Consider the following 16,132-nt stretch of genomic DNA (forward strand, 5'->3'; position numbering starts at 1 on the left):
TCGGCGCACGACGGTCGCCGCCTCGATCCTCCTCCGCCTGCGGAGGAGGGGGACCGCGCGCAGCGCGGTGGAGGAGGCGGACCGGGCGCGACCGCGCAGATCTGTCCCGAGCCGATCACCCGGACGGCCTGTGACGCGGATGAAGGAGTGCGCATGACGGGGATGAGGCGGATCGTCATCGTGGGAGGCGGCGCCAGCGGCGTGCTTCTGGCCGTCCACCTGCTCCGCCACCGGCCCGACGGGCTGATCGTGACGCTGGTCGAGAAGCGGCCGGAGCTCGGCGCCGGCGTCGCCTACGCGACCCGGCACCCGGACCACCTGCTCAACGTCCGCGCGTCCAACATGAGCGCCTTCCCGGACGACCCCGGCCACTTCGCCCGCTGGCTCGCCGGAACCGCCGGCACGGGCAACTGCGGCCCGGACGGCTTCGCGCCGCGGCGCCTCTACCGCGACTACCTCGCCCACCTGACCGACCCGCTGTTCCTCGACGGCCAGCTCCGGCGCGTGCGCGGCGAGGCGGTGGCGCTGCGCGACGACGCGTCCGGCGTCGAGGTCCTGTGCCGCCGCGAGGGCGGGCCCGAGACGGCCCTGCGCGGCGACGTCGCCGTGGTGGCGACCGGCAACGAGGGGCCGTCGCTGCCGCCGGAGCCCTGGCGCTACGCCGGCTGGGGCGGCGAGCAGGAGCGGCCCCCGATCCCGCACGACGCGCCCGTCGTGGTGATCGGGACGGGCCTGACCATGGTCGACCGCGTGATGTGGCTGCTGCACGACGGGCACTCGGGCCCGATCACGGCGGTGTCGCGCCACGGGCTGATGCCGCAGGCCCACCGCCCGGCGGCGGCCTTCGCCGTCGGCGAGGTGCCCTTCGGCGCCCCGGTGCTCGCCCTGACGGGATGGCTGCGCGGCCGGGCGGCGGCGGCCGAGCGCGCCGGGGCCGGCTGGCGCGCGGCGGTGGACGGGCTGCGCCCGCACACCCAGGCGCTGTGGGCCGGCCTGCCGGAGGCCGAGCGGCGGCGCTTCCTGCGCCACGCCAGGCCGTTCTGGGACGTGCACCGCCACCGCATCGCGCCGCAGGCCGAGGCCCGGCTCGATGAGGCGAGGGCGCGCGGACAGCTCAGGGTGCTGGCCGGCCACGTGACCGGCTTCGACCCCTGCCCCGGCGGCGTCGCCGTGTCGGTGAAGCCGCGCGGGGCGGAGGGCGCGGAGGTGCTCGAAGCCGCGGCGGTGTTCGAGTGCCGCGGCCGCGCCGCGGACGTCACCCGGTCCGAGAACCCGGCCCTGCAGGACCTCCTGCGCGGCGGCCGGGCGAGGCCCGACGCGCTCGGGCTCGGCCTCGACGTCACGGACGGCTGCGCGCTCGTCGACGCCGCGGGCCGCGCCTCGGACAGGCTCTTCGCCGCGGGCCCGGTCACGGCCGGCACCTTCTGGGAGATCGTGGCCGTGCCCGACATCCGCCAGCAGGCGGCGCGGCTGGCCGGGGCGTTGCTGGCCGGCCGGGCCGCGGCGGACGCGCCGGACCGGGAGGTCGCCTGACCGCGCCGCTCGGCCGTCATAGCGGCGCGCGCTGGCCGGGATCGGCCGAAGCGATGGGGGCCCGTGACGGATCGGCGCTATCGGGGTAGCGTGAAGCCGGGAGCGGCCGCCGACGCCGCCGGATGGGGAAGGAGACCGCGATGCGCCTCGCAGGCAAGACCGCTCTGGTGACCGGGTCCGCGTCGGGATTCGGCGCCGAGATCGCCAGGGTTTTCGCGCGCGAGGGCGCGAAGGTCGTCCTCTTCGACCTCAACGGGCCGGGCGCCGAGGCCGTCGCGGCCGAGATCGGCCCCGCCGCGCTCGCGGTGGCGGGCGACGTGACGTCCCGCGCCGACGTGGACCGCGCGCTCGACGCCGCGGCCGAGCACGGCGGCGGCGCCTTCGACATCATCGTCAATAACGCCGGCTGGACCCACCGCAACAAGCCGCTGCTGGAGGTGACGGAGGACGAGTTCGACCGCGTCTACGCCATCAACGTCAAATCCATCTACCACATGGTGTCCGCCGCCGTGCCGCGCCTGAAGGGCCGCGGCGGCGTGATCGTCAACGTGGGCTCGACGGCCGGCATCCGCCCGCGCCCCGGCCTCACCTGGTACAATTCCACCAAGGGCGCCGTGAACCTGCTGACCCGCTCGCTCGCGGTGGAGCTCGCGCCCGAGCGCATCCGCGTGAACTGCATCGCCCCGGTGATGGGCGCGACGGGGCTGCTGGAGTCCTTCATGGGCGTGCCCGACACGCCCGAGAACCGCGCCCGCTTCATCGCCACCATCCCGCTCGGCCGCCTCAGCGAGCCGAAGGACATCGCCAACGCGGCGCTCTACCTCGCCTCCGACGAGGCCGAGTTCGTCACCGGCGTGATCCTCGAGGTGGACGGCGGCCGCACGATCTGACGCGGACTGCGGCCGAGGCTGGACCGGCGCGCCACCGGGCCGACCGGCCGAGCCGGCTTCATCGACGGGAGCGAGCCTTGAGCGACGAACGCGGAACGCCAGCCCGGATCGTGGTGACGCGCCGCTTCGCCCCGGCCCTGATGGACCGGTTCGCCACCGCGGGCGCCTGGGTCAACCTCGACGACGAGCCCCTGACGGCGGCCGAGATCGCCGTCACCGCGGCGGACCACGCCGCCGACGCGCTGGTGGTGACGGCGACCGACCGGGTCGACGCCGCGCTCATCGCGGCGCTGCCCCCCAGTGTCCGCGCGATCGCGACCTATTCGGTCGGCCACGACCACCTCGACCTCGACGCCGCCCGCGCGCGCGGCATCGCCGTGCTGACGACGCCGGACGTCCTCAGCGACGCCGTGTCCGAGATGGCGGTGCTGTGCCTGCTCGGCGCCGCCCGCCGCGCCCACGAGGGCGCGCGCCTGATCTACGAGGGCCGGTGGCGCGGCTGGTCGCCGACGCTGCTGCTCGGGCGCGACGTCACCGGCGGGCGCCTCGGCGTGTTCGGCATGGGCCGGATCGGGCGGGCGGTCGCCCGCCGCCTCGCGCGTGGCTTCGACATGGAGGTGCACTACTTCAACCGCAGCCGGCTCGCGCCGGAGCTCGAGGACGGCGCCTCCTATTGCGACAGCGCGGCCGACCTCCTCGCCGTCAGCGACTTCCTGGTGCTGGCCGCGCCCGCGACGCCCGAGACCGCGCGGTTCCTGAACGCGGACAGCATCGCGCGGCTGCCGCCCGACGCCGTGGTGGTCAACGTCGCGCGCGGCGGGCTCGTCGACGACGAGGCGCTGATCGCCGCATTGCGGACCGGCCGCGTGGCGGCGGCGGGGCTCGACGTGTTCGACGGCGAGCCGGCCCTCCACCCCGGCTACCTCGACCTGCCCAACGTGTTCCTGCAGCCGCACCAGGGCAGCGCGACGGTGGGCACCCGCGTGCGCATGGGCGAGCTGCTGCTCGACAGCGTCGAGGCGGTGCTGGCGGGGCGGGAGGTCGGCAACCGGGTCGCGTGATGCCGCCCACCCGCGACCGCCGGGGCGTCCATCGGGCCCGGCCCCGGATCCACGACACGCACGGCGCCCCGGCCGCCGCGCGACCCCATCGGAACAGGAGGTTCCCACGATATGGCCACCAGGACCTACACCAAGCGCCTCGGCATCCTGCGCAAGAAGGACGGCATGACGCACGAGGCCTTCGAGGCGCATTGGCTCGGCACCCACGCGCCGCTCTGCGCCAAGCTGCCCGGCCTGCGCCGCTATTCGGTCAACCTCGTCGATCGCGAGCGCTTCCCCAAGTTCGACTACGACGGCTTCTCGGAGCTGTGGTTCGACTCGGAGGAGGACCTCAAGGCCGCCTTCGCCAGCCCCGAAGGCGTGACGCTGCTGGCCGATCTGCCGAATTTCGCGGGCGACATCGACCCGATCATCTCGGTCGAGACCCAGATCCTGTGGCCCTGACCGCATCGCGCGCGTCGCCGGGCCCGCAGGGCGGGCGCAAAGCGGTCAGCCGCCCGCGACGGCCTTGAGCTGCGCCGCGCGCTCGCGCGACAGCCGGGCCAGGAGCGCGTCCGGCGCCAGGTCCGGCTTCCGCACCTTGGCGAAGGCCACCCAGGCGTCGCGGTAGCGGATCCACAGCCGCTCCGTCTCGGCGAAGCCCGCGGCCGACATGCCCGAGCCGTAGCGGGACAGCTCCGGCGCGCGCGCCAGGAGCGCCTTGTAGGCCGCGTTCAGCGCGTCGTCGGCCGCCTTGGCGCCGGCCGCGCCGTCGGCCGCGACCCTGCCGGCGTCGACGTCGCCGACGAGGGCCAGGAAGGCGTCGTTGACCTGCTCCTCGGCCTCCGTCTCGAAGGCGCCGCGGCCCGTGCCGGACAGGTCCACCTCGTTGCGGCCGTGCGCGTCGGCGAAGGCCCCCTCGGCGCGCTTCAGCGGCGCGAAGGCGGCCCGCTCGGCCGGGCTCCATCCCGCCATCGCCTTGGCGAGCGTGGCTTCGCGCTTCGCGCGGGTGATGAGCTGCTCGTGGGCGGCGCAGACGCCCATCATCAGCCCGCTGGTGATGTCGTCGCAGAGGCTGAAGTCGGTGCCCTGCCAGTTCTTCGCCTTGAGGTCGGCGAGGTGCTTCACGCGGCCGTCGTTCTCGGCGGGAGCACCGTCGACCCGGCAGGCGAGGGCCGTCGCGACGTCGAGGTTCCGCGCGGCGCCGAGGCCGTTGGCGTAGACCAGCATCAGCGTGTTGTCGCCCGTATAGCCGAAGTTGGTCACCTGCGGGTCGGCGTTGCGCTTCTCCACGAAGGCGCAGAGCCGCGCCGCCTTCGGGTCGGCCGGGCGGGCGATGCCGAAATACAGCGCTTCGGAGGAGCAATCGGCGAGGCTGGCGGCCTCGGCCGGCGTCGGCGCGTCGGCGGCGGGCGGCACGACGCCCTTCAGCTTCGCGCAGATCGCCCGCGAGGCCGCGTAGTCCGGGCGCTTCGACTCCGGCGCGTCGGCCCAGTCGGGCTGCTTCGCCCGCGCGGGGCCGGCGAGGAGGGCGAGCCCCAGAAGGGCCGGCACGAGGGGGCGGTTTTTCGTCACTCAGACAGCATGGAGGTCGTGCTCGGTGTTGTCGAGCACGGCGCTCATGGCGGCGCGGGCCGCGGCGCCGTCGCGCCGGCGCATGGCGTCGAGCACGGCGCGGTGGCTCGCGACCGAGCGGGCCTGGTCGTCGGTGACGGCGTTGGTGGCGCGCAGCGAGGCCCGGAGCGCCGCCGCGATCGTGGCGACGAGGCCCCCCAGCACGACGTTGCGGGACGCCGCGATGATGCCGCCGTGGAAGGCGAGGTCGGCCTCGGCGCAGGCGTCGATGTCGTGCGGCGCCGCTTCCGCCATGGCGTCGAGCGCGGCCGCGAGGGCGTCGAACTCGGCGTCGGTGGCGCGCGCCGCCGCGAGCTCGGCCGCGGCGGGCTCGATGATGCGCCGCGTTTCCAGCAGCCCCTCCATCAGGGGCCTGTCGTGCAGCACGTCCGGGTGCCAGGCCAGCAGGTCGGGGTCGAGCATGTGCCAGTCGGCCCGCGGGCGGATGCGGGCGCCGACGCGCTGTCGGCTCTCGATCAGCCCCTTGGCGGCCAGCGTCTTGACGGCCTCGCGCACCGACGAGCGGCTGACGTCGAACCGCGCCGCCAGCAGGTCCTCGTTGGGCAGGGCGTCGCCGGGCGCGAGCGCGCCGCCCAGCACCTCGCGGGCGAGCGTGCCGACGATCTGGCCGTGGATGCGGGCGCCGGATGGCTTCTGCGGGCTGATGACGCTCTCCAGGGCGTTCGGCGCCGCGGGGCGGCAGGTGACAACGGGTTTCATTTTCGGCTCCCCGCGTGTTCTGCAGGTTCCACCCGAAGCATGCAAGCGCGTCCCTCTCCCAAAATGCAACGATGTGACACTTCGGGGCTTTGTGTGGCACCCCGCGGCGCATTCCGGTAGGAGAAGGCGCGTCGACCGGACGAAGGGGAAGGCTCCGCAGCGTGACAGCAGAGTTGATCGGCCGGCCGCATTTCAACTTCAAGGCGCCGCTCGACGCCGCGGCCGCGGCGGATCCCCTGCTGTCCCGCCTGATCGGCACGCCGGCCTTCGCGCGGCTCTCCAACGTGCGCTTCCTCGGCGGCATCGATTACGCCCGCATCCCGGCGCCCAACGGCCGGCCGGGCAGCCGCCGCTACACCCGCTACCAGCACAGCCTCGGCGTGGCGCGGCTGGCGCTGCTCTACGCGGAGCTGCGCGGGCTGCCGCCCGACGAGCGCCGGCTGATCGGCGCCGCGGCGCTGCTGCACGACATCGGCCACGCGCCGCTGTCGCACTCGCTGGAGCCCGTGTTCAAGGAGGCCTTCAGGATCGACCACCACCTCGCCACGGCGGACGTGCTGTTCGGCCGCGTGCCGCTCGGCGCGGAGGTCCACGCGGCGCTGCGCGAAGCGGGGATCGACGTCGAGCGGCTCGCCGCCGTGATCGAGGGGCGCGAGGAGGGCCACGACGGCTTCTTCGCCGGGCCGATCAACTTCGACACGATCGAGGGCATCCTGCGCTCGCACACCTACGAGAAGCCGGCCCCGCGCCTCAGCCCCGAGACCGTCACGATGGCGGCCACGCGGCGCCGCGACGCCGCCGACCGCGACACGGTGGACGAGTTCTGGCGCTGCAAGGACATGGTCTACGGCAACATCATCAACTGCGAGAAGGGCATGCTGGCCGACGCCGTGTGCCAGGACGCGATGCGCCGCGAGATCGGCCGCTTCACCCGCGCCGACTACCTCAGCACCGAGCGCAAGCTCTTCGCGAAGCTGCCCGAGCTGCGGGCCCTGCTCACCGCCCCGCATTTCGAGCGGGAAGCCCGCCGGGCCCTCACGGCGCCGCTGCGGGCCCGCACGCGCCGCTTCTTCACCGACCCGACGATCGACTTCTTCGCGCGAGACGACAGGGCCCGCTACCGCCAGAAGCGCTCCGAGCGCATCCTGGAGGTGCGCGAGCTGACGGACGAGCGGATCGAGGAGCTGCGACAGGACCTGTTCAATGACGCACGCCGCGATCGCGAAGGCCCGGACCTATTCTGACCGCAAGCTGCGCTCCCTCAAGGAGCTCGTGCGCGGCGCCGTGCCGGCCGACGCCGTGGTGGTGGCCTGCGGGTCCTTCGCCCGGCGGGAAGCCTGCGCGTCCTCGGACCTCGACTATTTCGTGATCCGGCTCGGCGGCGAGGAGAACGACGAGCCCGCCTGGGTCGAGCGGCTCGCGGCGGCGCTGAAGGAGGTCGTGCCGATCGAGCCCGCGCGCGGCGGCCCCTTCACGGCCGTGGAGCGATTGAGCGACATGGTGCGCAACATGGGCGGGCAGGAGGACACCAACCAGCGCCTGACGCGGCGCATGCTGTTCCTGCTGGAGGGCGAGCCCCTGAGCGAGCGCGAGGGTTTCCGCTTCGCCCGCCGCGCCCTGCTCGACCGCTACATCGCGCCCCGCGTCGGCGACGGCATGCTGCCGCTGTTCCTGCTCAACGACCTGATCCGCTACTACCGCACCATCGCGGTCGACTACGAGTACAAGACCGGCGAGGCCGACAAGCCCTGGGGCCTGCGCAACCTGAAGCTCGTGTTCTCGCGCAAGCTCCTCTACGCGAGCGGGCTCTTCGCGCTCGGCGCCACGCGGGACGGGGACGCCGGCGCCAAGGTCGAGCGGCTGGAAGGGCTGCTCGGGCTGACGCCGCTCGACCGCATGGCGGAGATCTGCGGGGCGGCCGCGGTCGGCCCCATCCGCGACAGCTACGACCACTTCCTCGACCGGCTGGCCAAGCCGGGCGTGCGCCGGCGCCTCGAGAAGCTGACGCGGCGCGAGCGCGACGACCCCGTGTTCCGCGACCTCAAGGACGCCGGCTACGGCTTCACCCGCGACCTCGCGGCCCTGTTCGAGACCACCTTCGACCACGACCACCCGATCCGGCGGGCGATCGTGTTCTGACGCCGCGCTGACCGCCCGCCCCGGCCGACCAGCACGGCGGAGCCGCCCTCAGCCGCCTTCCAGCTCCGCGTAGTCCGGCACGCCGCGCGCGAGCCGCCGGCCGCCGCGGATCACGACGCGGTCCGCCTGCGGCCGGGCCATCACCTGATCCATCGTGCGGGCGTTCATCAGGATCAGGTCCGCCGGCCCGCCGACCGCGATGCGCCCCGCGTGGGGCAGCCCCATGACGGCCGCCGGCGCCGGGCCGCAGAGCGCCGCGGCATCGCCGAACGGGTGGTCGAGGTGGAGCACGCGGACGCCCTGGCGCCAGGTGTCCAGCATGTCGTGGTCGCCGTAGGCGTGGAACGGGTCGCGGCAGTTGTCGCCGGCCACGGCCACGCGCACGCCGGCGGCGCGCAGTTCCGTCACGGGCGCCACGCCGCGCCAGCGCGGGGTGCGGCCGGGCGTGCGGTCCTGAAGGTACATGTTGACCGTGGGCAGTGTCACGACCGAGATCCCGGCGTCGCGCACGAGGGCGACGTGCTCGGCCAGCGCGCCCGCGTCCTGCAGCGCCAGCGCGCAGCAATGGCCGCAGGCGACGCGGCCCTCGTGGCCGTGCCGCATCGCAGCGCGCGCGACCGCCGGCAGCGCCGTGCCGCCGGTGTCCCCGGATTCGTCGACGTGGAGGTCGACGTCGAGGTCGCGCTCGCGCGCCAGGGTGAACAGGGCGTCGAGCGCAGCATCCAGCGCGTCGAGGGCCGCACCCGGCAGCCCGGCCGGCGCGCGCGCCACCCCGCCGAGGAGGCTCCCGCCCGTCGCGGCCACGATGTCGGCGAGGCGCCGGCCGTGGGGCTCGCGCCACGCGTCGAGCGCGACCAGCGCCACGGCCTGCAGGGTCATCCGCCCCGCGAAGGCGCCGCGCGTCTCGCGGAAGGCGGCCCAGCTTTCGGCGGCCTGCGCCTCGTCCGAGTCGAGGTGCGTGCGGATCGCCGACACGCCGTGCGCTTCGGCGCAGCGCAGCCCGAAGTCCATGCGGCGCCGGAGGTCGGGCCCGCGCCAGCGGGCGACGCGGTCGGCCTTCACGACGGCGAGCGCGCCGGCGAAGTCGCCCGCCGGGTTCGGGGCGCGGTCGACGATATGTGCCTTGTCGAGGTGGGCGTGGACGTCCACCAGCGTCGGCCACAGGTGGCGCCCGCCGAGGTCCGGGTCTCCCGGGCCGGCCGGCCCGCCCGCGGGCGCGATCCCCGCGATCCGGCCGCCGGCGAGGCGCAGGTCGACCAGGGCGGCGCCGTCGCGGTCGACCTCCGCGCCCGCGACCGGCGCGGCGAGGAACGGCAGCGGCACCCGCGCGCGCCGCAGGGTGACGGGCGCCGCGCCGTCGAGCGCGCCGAGGTCGGGCGAGGGGCTCACCGGCGGACCGCCGTCCGGCGGCGCGTCAGGACACCAGCTGGACCCAGCCGAACGGGTCCGGGGCGATGCCGCGCTGGATGTCGGTCAGGGCGGTGCGCAGCCGCTTGGTGATCTCGCCGGCCGCCTCGCCGCCGCCGATGGTGAAGCCGCCGTCCGCCATCTTGATCGTGCCGATCGGCGTGATCACCGCGGCGGTGCCGCAGGCGAAGCATTCGCGCAGCCGGCCGCTCTCGGCGTCGGCGCGCCACTGCTCGATCGAATAGGGCTCCTCGCGCACCGGGATGCCCTCGCGGCGCGCGAGCTCCATCACGGAATCGCGGGTGATGCCGGGCAGGATGGTGCCGAGCGGCGGGGTGGCGAGCGAGCCGTCGTCGAAGGCGAAGAAGACGTTCATGCCGCCGAGCTCCTCGACCCAGCGGCGCTCGGCCGCGTCGAGGAACACGACCTGGTCGCAGCCGTGGCGCGCCGCCTCGGCCTGGGCCACGAGGCTCGCGGCGTAGTTGCCGCCGCATTTGGCGGCGCCGGTGCCGCCGGGGGCCGCGCGGGTGTAGTCCTGCGACACCCACACGGTGACGCATTCGGAGCCGCCCTTGAAGTAGCGGCCCACCGGCGAGGCGATCACGATGTAGAGGTACTCGGCCGAGGGCTTGACGCCCAGGAACACCTCGCTGGCGATCATGAAGGGGCGGATGTAGAGGCTCGACCCCGCCGCGGTGGGGATCCACTCGCGGTCGACCGACACGATCTGCCGGATCGACTCCACGAACAGGTCGTCCGGCAGCGCCGGCATGGCGAGGCGCGCGGCCGATTCGGCGAAGCGCCGGGCGTTGGCCTCGGGCCGGAACAGCGACGCGCCGCCGTTGCCGGTCGCGTAGGCCTTCATGCCCTCGAAGATCTCCTGCGCGTAGTGCAGCACCGCGGCGGCGGGGTCCATCGGGATCGGCGCGCGGGCCTCGACGCGGGCGTCGTGCCAGCCGCGCCCTTCGGTGTAGTTGATCACCACCATGTGGTCGGTGAAGACGCGGCCGAAACCGGGATCGGCGACGAGCTCCGCGCGGCGCTCCGCCGGCACGGGCGAGGGATGCGGGCGGACGGCGAATTCGGGCCTCGGGCCGGGGATCTGCGACGACATGGGCTCCGCTCCGGGCTGATGAACGCGGGAAGGGCGGGCGCTGGAGGGGGCGGTCGTCGGCCCCGGGCGCCGCGGCGTGCCGCGATGTACCGGGCCGGGGCGGCCCCGTCAAAGCCCCGATGGGTCCGTTGCCCTCAACCGGACGGCGCGGCGCCGATCTCCAGGGACTGCCCGTCGCGGGCCGCGAAGGTGCCGGGGCGCGCCGCGGCGGCCTCGGCCTCGATCCGCACCATGGCGTCGTCGTCGTGGCACGGGTCGTGGTGGAACAGGGCGAGGCGCCCGACGCCGGCGGCCTCCCCCAGCGCCACGGCCTGCGCCCAGGAGGAGTGGCCCCAGCCGCGGCGGTCGGCGACCTCGGCCGGCGTGTAGCTGGCGTCGACGACCAGGAGGTCGAGGCCGCGCGCCAGCGCGACGAGGGCGGGGTCCGGCGCGTCGCCGGCCGCCTCGTGGTCGGTGAAGTAGCCGAAGGACCGTCCGCGGAAGTCGACGCGGTAGGCGGTGGCGCCCCCGGGGTGGTTCAGCGACGCGGTGCGGAGCGCGAGCCCGTCGCCCATGTCGAAGGCGTCGCCGGCCCGGAAGTCGCGGTACACCAGCGTGGCCGCGAAGGTTTCGGGCGTGATGGGGAAGAGCGGCCGCGTCATCAGCTGCGCCACGGCGTCGTGCAGGTGCTCGTCGCGGCCGCGGTGGCCGGTCCACAGGCGGATGGTGGCGTCCTTCCGGAACGCGGGGGCGAAGAAGGGCAGGCCGATGAGGTGGTCGACGTGGCAGTGGCTGACCAGGAGGTCGAGGTCCCGCCCGCGCCCTTCCGCGACGAGGCTGCGCCCGAGCGGGCGGATGCCGCTCCCGGCGTCGAACACCAGGGTGCGCGCCCCGCAGCGCAGCTCCACGCAGGCGGTATTGCCGCCGTAGCGCGCGTATTCCGGGTCGGGACACGGGATGCCGCCCCGCACGCCCCAGAACTTGACCCACATGTCGGCCGTCATCGCGGGAGTCCGGAGGGGGCGCGCCGGCGTCGCGGGCCGGAGCGCGGGCCCGACTTGTCGCACGGATGCGGCGCCGAGGCGAGGGGCGGCGTCAGGCCGCCACCGCGTCCCACTTGCGCAGCAGGCCGCCCACCTCGGCGGCCGGCACGGGCCGGCTGAAGTAGAAGCCCTGCACCTCGTCGCAGCCGTCGTCCCGGAGCCGCTCGAACTGTTCGCGGTTCTCGACGCCCTCGGCGGTGATCCGCATGCCGAGGTCGGTGGCGAGCTGGCTCACGGCGCGCACGATGGCGCCGGCCTCGCTGCGGGTGGTGAGATCGCGGATGAAGGAGCGGTCGATCTTGATCTTGTCGAAGGGGAAGGACAGCAGATAGTTCAGCGACGAATAGCCGGTGCCGAAGTCGTCGAGGGCGAAGCGCACGCCCGCGGCCCGCAGGCTGTGCAGGATGTCCAGCGTCGCCTCGCCGTCCGACAGCAGCACCGATTCGGTGATCTCCAGCTCGAGCCGGCCCGACGACAGGCCGGAGGAGGCCAGCGCCTCCGACGTGGCGGCGAGGAGCCGCGCCGAGCGGAACTGGGCGGGCGACACGTTGACCGCGACCTTGAGGTGCTCGGGCCAGGCCGCGGCCTCGGCGCAGGCGCGGGCCAGCACCCATTCCCCGAGCGGCACGATGAGGCCCATCTCCTCGGCGACGGAGACGAACTCGGCCGGCGACACCATCCCGCGCACGGGATGGCGCCAGCGCAGCAGCGCCTCGAAGCCGCCGATGCGGTCCCGCGCGACGTCGAAGAGCGGCTGATAGAAGACCTCGAACTGGTCCTCGGCCAGCGCGCGCTGCAGGTCGAGCTCGAGCGCGCTGCGGGCCTGCATGCGGGCGTCCATCTCGGGCTCGAAGCAGCGCCACACCCCGCGGCCCTCGCCCTTGGCGCGGTAGAGCGCGGCGTCGGCGCTCTTCAGGAGCTTGGTGCGGGACGTGCCGTCGCGCGGCGCCACCGCGATGCCCACCGACACGCCGACGGTCACCTGCCGGCCGTCGATGTCGACCGGCCGGTCCACCGCCGCGATGATGCGGTGGGCCAGGGCGATCGTGTCGGCCTCGCCGGCGATGCCGCATTGCACGATGGCGAACTCGTCGCCGCCGAGCCGCCCCACCGTGTCGACCTCGCGCACGCAGGCGCTGAGCCGCTCCGCCACCTGGCGCAGCAGCTCGTCGCCGGCGGGGTGGCCCAGCGTGTCGTTGACCTGCTTGAAGCGGTCGAGGTCGAGGCACAGCACCGCGAAGCCTTCGCCGCGGCCGAGCCGCTTCAGCGCCTCGTCGATCCGCTCGCCGAACAGCATGCGGTTCGGCAGCCCCGTCAGCGCGTCGTGGCGCGCCATGAAGAGGATCTGGCGCTCCGCCTGGCGGCGCTCCGTCACGTCCTCGTAGGTGGCGATCCAGCCCCCTCCGGCCAGCGGGTGGCGCACGATCGCGATGGTGTGGCCGTGAGCGGTCTCCTCGAAGACCTCCGTGCCGGTGCGGCGCATGACCTCCCGGCGGCGGAGCAGGTATTCGGCCGGCTCGACGGTCTCGCCGCTGGCCGCGATCTTGAGGCGGAGCACGTCGTCGAAGGCGAGGCCCGGGCGCACCGCGCCGGGGTCGACCCGGTAGATCTCGGCGAAGCGGCGGTTGACCACCGTGAGGCGGCTGTTCCCGTCGTAGAGGCACAGCCCCTGGGACATGTTCTCGAGCGCGGCATCGAGGCTCAGGTTGGTGGCCTTGAGCTTCTCCTCCTGCTCCTTGAGCATGGTGACGTCGCTCAGCACCGCCACGAAGCCCCCGTCCCGCGTGGCGCTGCGGCTGACGCGCAGCCAGCGGCCGTCGGGGAGGCGCATCTCGTCGTCGAGGCGCGAAGCCGTGCCGGAGCGGCCGAGCGAGGGCGCCTCGATCAGCGCCGCCAGGGCCGCCACCGGCGTGCCGGGCTGGAGCACGCGCGGCGAGGCGGCGAGGAAGTCGGCGACCTGCGAGTTCGCCAGCGCGATGAGCCCGTCGGCGTCCACCACGATGATGCCTTCCGCCGAGCTTTCGAGCGCGTCGGCGAGGCGGGCCTGGGCGGAGCGGCGCTGCGACACCTCGCGCTCCATCATGACCCTCAGGTTGTCGCGCATCACCGCCATGGCGGACAGCAGCGCCCCGAGCTCGTCGCCGCTGCCCGGGGGGATGGCCCCGTCGAGCTTGCCGCGGGCGATGTCGTCGGCCGCGGACGAGGCCGCTGCGACCGGCCCCATGATGCGCCGCGCCAGCAGCCAGGCCACGGCGGCGGCGGCGAGCAGCGCCAGGAGGGTGCCGGCCAGCGTCGCCTGGATGTCGGCGGCCACGATGGCGCGGGCCTTCTGCCGGTACGCGAAGCCGTCCCCCGCCGTGTAGTTGACGAGCAGGTCGATCTGCTGGTTGACCGCGGCGGCGGTGCCGTCCATCGCGCGCCAGCTCTCCGCGACGCCGTGCCGGCTCGCGAGACCCTCGCGGGCGGCGTCCCAAAGGGCCACGGCCGCCTTGGCGCTGTTCCCGGCCTCCTCGGCGCGGCGCGACTGCGCCCGCTCGCCCGCGATGGACAGATCCTCGACGAGCGAGGTCCGCGCCTCGGCCACGATGCCGGCCAGCCGCGCGCGCTCGGCGGGGTCGGTCTCGACAGCGCAGCGGATGAAGGCGTTCTGCATGAGGGTGAAGTCCGCCGCGGCGGCGCGGGCGTAGTTCACCGACATCAGGGACTGGTCGAAGGTCCGGGTGGCGAGCTCGCCCGCCTCCCGGATGCGGATCACGGCGTAGAGGCCGAGCGCCCCGGTGATCACGGCCATCACCAGGAACGCCACGAGGATCCGTCCGCGGATGGTGCGCGTGAGCCGGACCGCCAAGCCGAAGCCGCGGCTGCACCTGTCGGCGGCTGAGGGCATCCTGGCCAGGGTGCAGTCCATCGGGCGGTCTTCCGGGAGTTCCCCCGCGTTCTGCCCCGGAAGTGGTAAAGGCGGGATGAAGCGACTATCACCTTGCTGCAACCAAGGATTAAGGCATCGTCCCCATACATCATCTCGGATCGACGACCGGCCGAGGCGCCGGCAGCCGAAGGGACGGGGCATGACGGCGACACGATGGACGAAGCCCGGACTGGCGGCGGCGCTGGTCCTGGCCGTGCTGGCCGGGGCGGCGTGGGCGTCCACGGGCAGCCGGATCGTGGTGTCCCAGCGCGGCCGAACCTTTCTGCCCGGCGCGCTGACGATCAAGCAGGGCGACACGGTCGAGGTGGTCAACGACGACGGCGACCTGATGCACCACGCCTACGTCGACGACCCCGAGTTCTCCTTCGATTCGGGCGATCAGGAGCCCGGCGCCAAGGCCGACATCGTCTTCACCAAGCCCGGCACCTTCAACGTGCTGTGCGGCATCCACCCCAAGATGAAGCTGGTCGTCACCGTCCGGGAGTGATCACCCCCTCGACCGTCGGAGCCGGAACGCGAGACCGCCCGGACGGGGTCGTCCGGGCGGTCTCGTCGATCCTGCGCCGCGCGGGACGGCGGCGTCAGATCAGGCTGGTGCCGAAGAGCGTCGAGTGCAGCTCGTAGTAGCCGAGCAGGACGATCGCGAGTGAGGCGGCGTAGCCCACCGGCGTCCACACGATCTGCCGCACCGGCACGGCCTCGACCCTGTCGTCCGCCGCGATGGCCAGCAGCAGGGCGATGATGCAGGAGTGCCCGATGGCGTCGATCTTGCCGAACTCCAGCACGGCGGACAGGAACATGCCGGTGAGGATCAGGGCGCCGGCCCGGCGGACCAGGGGGGTCCAGATCAGGGCGAAGGACAGGCCGAACTCCACCGCGCCGGCGGCCCGCATGAAGAAGTCCGGGGAGAAGCCCATGGCGACGCGGGGATGGCTGATGAACATCGGCGCCGTCCACTCGGGATAGGCCCACTTCTCGATCGAGGCCCACATCAGCGTGACGGCGGCCGCCCAGCGGGCGATGTCGAGCGGGCGAAGGCCGCCGAGGTTTTGAACGCCGAGGCCCGTCAGCGCCAGATAGGCGGCGAGGCCGAGGAAGATCGGGTAGTCCATCAGGTGGAACAGCCCGTAGTCGTGCAGCGCGATGGCGTAGAGCGTCACGATGCCGGCGGCCGACAGCACCAGCGTCTGGCGCCACAGCAGACAGGCGGCGATGCCGAGCTGGAGGAGCGGGATGAGTTCCGACGTCGTCTTCAGCTCGGGCGTGATGATGATGCCGCCCATGCTCCACAGGCTGACGAAGAAGAAGCCGGCGATGCCGCGGATCAGGACGTCCGAGCTCCACCGAACCGGCGACATGAAGCTGACGATGGACCGCACCAGCGCGGTGCCGAGCGGGGTGCGCTCGATGATCCCGGCCGCGACGAGCACGAAGACCGTGAGCGCGGTCAGTTCCTCGAAATCGAGGCACAACACATTGGCCAGCCCGACAGGTTGACCGGCGACATCGAAAGCACAGAACCACTTCACATGAGCGCTGGCATTGTCGATGGAACCGAGGATGCCGGCGATGGCGAGCGCAGGCGACAGGAAGCCCGTCGCTTTATTTTTCATAAAGCGCAGCATGGTGACCTCTGTTTTGAGATGTTAGCTTTTTTTAACCGCGTTCATGCGATTCGTCCAGGCCGTCCGGGGCCGATGGTTAACTCATGAGAGAAAATTGCA

Annotated in this window: 14 protein-coding genes; 7 read left to right on the forward strand and 7 right to left on the reverse strand. The window is 73.6% G+C overall.

The features are described 5' to 3' along the window. Positions 1-153 precede the first annotated feature (153 nt). The 4 genes from L7N97_RS10700 (at position 154) to L7N97_RS10715 (ending at position 3,928) form a co-directional block, all read left to right on the forward strand. Entirely contained in the window at positions 154-1,533 is a 1,380-nt protein-coding gene (locus L7N97_RS10700) for an FAD/NAD(P)-binding protein (protein WP_237478273.1), read from the forward strand. Positions 1,534-1,673: 140 nt separating this feature from the next. Continuing rightward, positions 1,674-2,423, forward strand: coding sequence for a glucose 1-dehydrogenase (locus L7N97_RS10705; protein ID WP_237478274.1), 750 nt, complete (start codon positions 1,674-1,676; stop codon positions 2,421-2,423). Positions 2,424-2,500: 77 nt separating this feature from the next. After that, entirely contained in the window at positions 2,501-3,484 is a 984-nt protein-coding gene (locus L7N97_RS10710; protein WP_237478275.1) for a 2-hydroxyacid dehydrogenase, read from the forward strand. A gap of 111 nt (positions 3,485-3,595) precedes the next feature. Then, positions 3,596-3,928, forward strand: coding sequence for an EthD family reductase (locus L7N97_RS10715; protein ID WP_237478276.1), 333 nt, complete (start codon positions 3,596-3,598; stop codon positions 3,926-3,928). Positions 3,929-3,973: 45 nt separating this feature from the next. Here the strand turns inward: L7N97_RS10715 and L7N97_RS30215 are convergent, their stop codons facing one another. Further along, a complete protein-coding gene (locus tag L7N97_RS30215; protein WP_237478277.1) occupies positions 3,974-5,017 on the reverse strand; it encodes a lysozyme inhibitor LprI family protein in 1,044 nt (347 codons plus the stop codon). Positions 5,018-5,038: 21 nt separating this feature from the next. Further along, on the reverse strand, positions 5,039-5,797 hold the full coding sequence (locus L7N97_RS10725; RefSeq protein ID WP_237478278.1) for a FadR/GntR family transcriptional regulator: 759 nt from the start codon (positions 5,795-5,797) through the stop codon (positions 5,039-5,041). A gap of 161 nt (positions 5,798-5,958) precedes the next feature. On the opposite strand from L7N97_RS10725, the gene L7N97_RS10730 reads away from it, so the two are divergent. Continuing rightward, entirely contained in the window at positions 5,959-7,041 is a 1,083-nt protein-coding gene (locus tag L7N97_RS10730) for an HD domain-containing protein (RefSeq protein ID WP_237478279.1), read from the forward strand. After that, complete coding sequence (locus tag L7N97_RS10735; RefSeq protein ID WP_237478280.1) at positions 7,001-7,936, forward strand: DUF294 nucleotidyltransferase-like domain-containing protein; 936 nt, start codon at positions 7,001-7,003, stop codon at positions 7,934-7,936. Before L7N97_RS10730 ends, L7N97_RS10735 begins: the two co-directional genes overlap by 41 nt. Positions 7,937-7,984: 48 nt before the next feature. Here L7N97_RS10735 and L7N97_RS10740 read toward each other — a convergent pair whose 3' ends face one another. The 4 genes from L7N97_RS10740 to L7N97_RS10755 form a co-directional block, all read right to left on the reverse strand. Beyond that, on the reverse strand, positions 7,985-9,325 hold the full coding sequence (locus tag L7N97_RS10740) for a cytosine deaminase (protein ID WP_237478281.1): 1,341 nt from the start codon (positions 9,323-9,325) through the stop codon (positions 7,985-7,987). A 25-nt stretch (positions 9,326-9,350) separates the two neighbouring features. Next, positions 9,351-10,457, reverse strand: coding sequence for a branched-chain amino acid aminotransferase (locus L7N97_RS10745; protein WP_237478282.1), 1,107 nt, complete (start codon positions 10,455-10,457; stop codon positions 9,351-9,353). Positions 10,458-10,591: 134 nt separating this feature from the next. Further along, positions 10,592-11,440, reverse strand: a complete 849-nt coding sequence (locus L7N97_RS10750) for an MBL fold metallo-hydrolase (RefSeq protein ID WP_237478283.1) — start codon at positions 11,438-11,440, stop codon at positions 10,592-10,594. 91 nt (positions 11,441-11,531) lie between these two features. Beyond that, positions 11,532-14,387, reverse strand: coding sequence for an EAL domain-containing protein (locus L7N97_RS10755; RefSeq protein ID WP_237478284.1), 2,856 nt, complete (start codon positions 14,385-14,387; stop codon positions 11,532-11,534). A gap of 160 nt (positions 14,388-14,547) precedes the next feature. On the opposite strand from L7N97_RS10755, the gene L7N97_RS10760 reads away from it, so the two are divergent. Next, positions 14,548-14,895, forward strand: coding sequence for a cupredoxin domain-containing protein (locus L7N97_RS10760; protein ID WP_237478285.1), 348 nt, complete (start codon positions 14,548-14,550; stop codon positions 14,893-14,895). A 94-nt stretch (positions 14,896-14,989) separates the two neighbouring features. On the opposite strand, the gene L7N97_RS10765 is transcribed toward L7N97_RS10760, so the two are convergent. After that, positions 14,990-16,033 (reverse strand): hypothetical protein, encoded by a 1,044-nt coding sequence (locus L7N97_RS10765; RefSeq protein ID WP_237478286.1) that lies wholly within the window; start codon positions 16,031-16,033, stop codon positions 14,990-14,992. Positions 16,034-16,132: the final 99 nt, after the last annotated feature.

Origin of the sequence: Lichenibacterium dinghuense (assembly GCF_021730615.1) — a bacterium.
Lineage (GTDB): Bacteria > Pseudomonadota > Alphaproteobacteria > Rhizobiales > Beijerinckiaceae > Lichenihabitans > Lichenihabitans dinghuensis.

Coding starts and splice junctions, on each gene's coding strand:
- L7N97_RS10700 (WP_237478273.1), top strand. CDS start 154: ATGACGGGGATGAGGCGGATCGTCATCGTGGGAGGCGGCGCCAGCGGC.
- L7N97_RS10705 (WP_237478274.1), top strand. CDS start 1,674: ATGCGCCTCGCAGGCAAGACCGCTCTGGTGACCGGGTCCGCGTCGGGA.
- L7N97_RS10715 (WP_237478276.1), top strand. CDS start 3,596: ATGGCCACCAGGACCTACACCAAGCGCCTCGGCATCCTGCGCAAGAAG.
- L7N97_RS10725 (WP_237478278.1), bottom strand. CDS start 5,797: ATGAAACCCGTTGTCACCTGCCGCCCCGCGGCGCCGAACGCCCTGGAG.
- L7N97_RS10735 (WP_237478280.1), top strand. CDS start 7,001: ATGACGCACGCCGCGATCGCGAAGGCCCGGACCTATTCTGACCGCAAG.
- L7N97_RS10745 (WP_237478282.1), bottom strand. CDS start 10,457: ATGTCGTCGCAGATCCCCGGCCCGAGGCCCGAATTCGCCGTCCGCCCG.
- L7N97_RS10750 (WP_237478283.1), bottom strand. CDS start 11,440: ATGACGGCCGACATGTGGGTCAAGTTCTGGGGCGTGCGGGGCGGCATC.
- L7N97_RS10755 (WP_237478284.1), bottom strand. CDS start 14,387: ATGGACTGCACCCTGGCCAGGATGCCCTCAGCCGCCGACAGGTGCAGC.
- L7N97_RS10760 (WP_237478285.1), top strand. CDS start 14,548: ATGACGGCGACACGATGGACGAAGCCCGGACTGGCGGCGGCGCTGGTC.
- L7N97_RS10765 (WP_237478286.1), bottom strand. CDS start 16,033: ATGCTGCGCTTTATGAAAAATAAAGCGACGGGCTTCCTGTCGCCTGCG.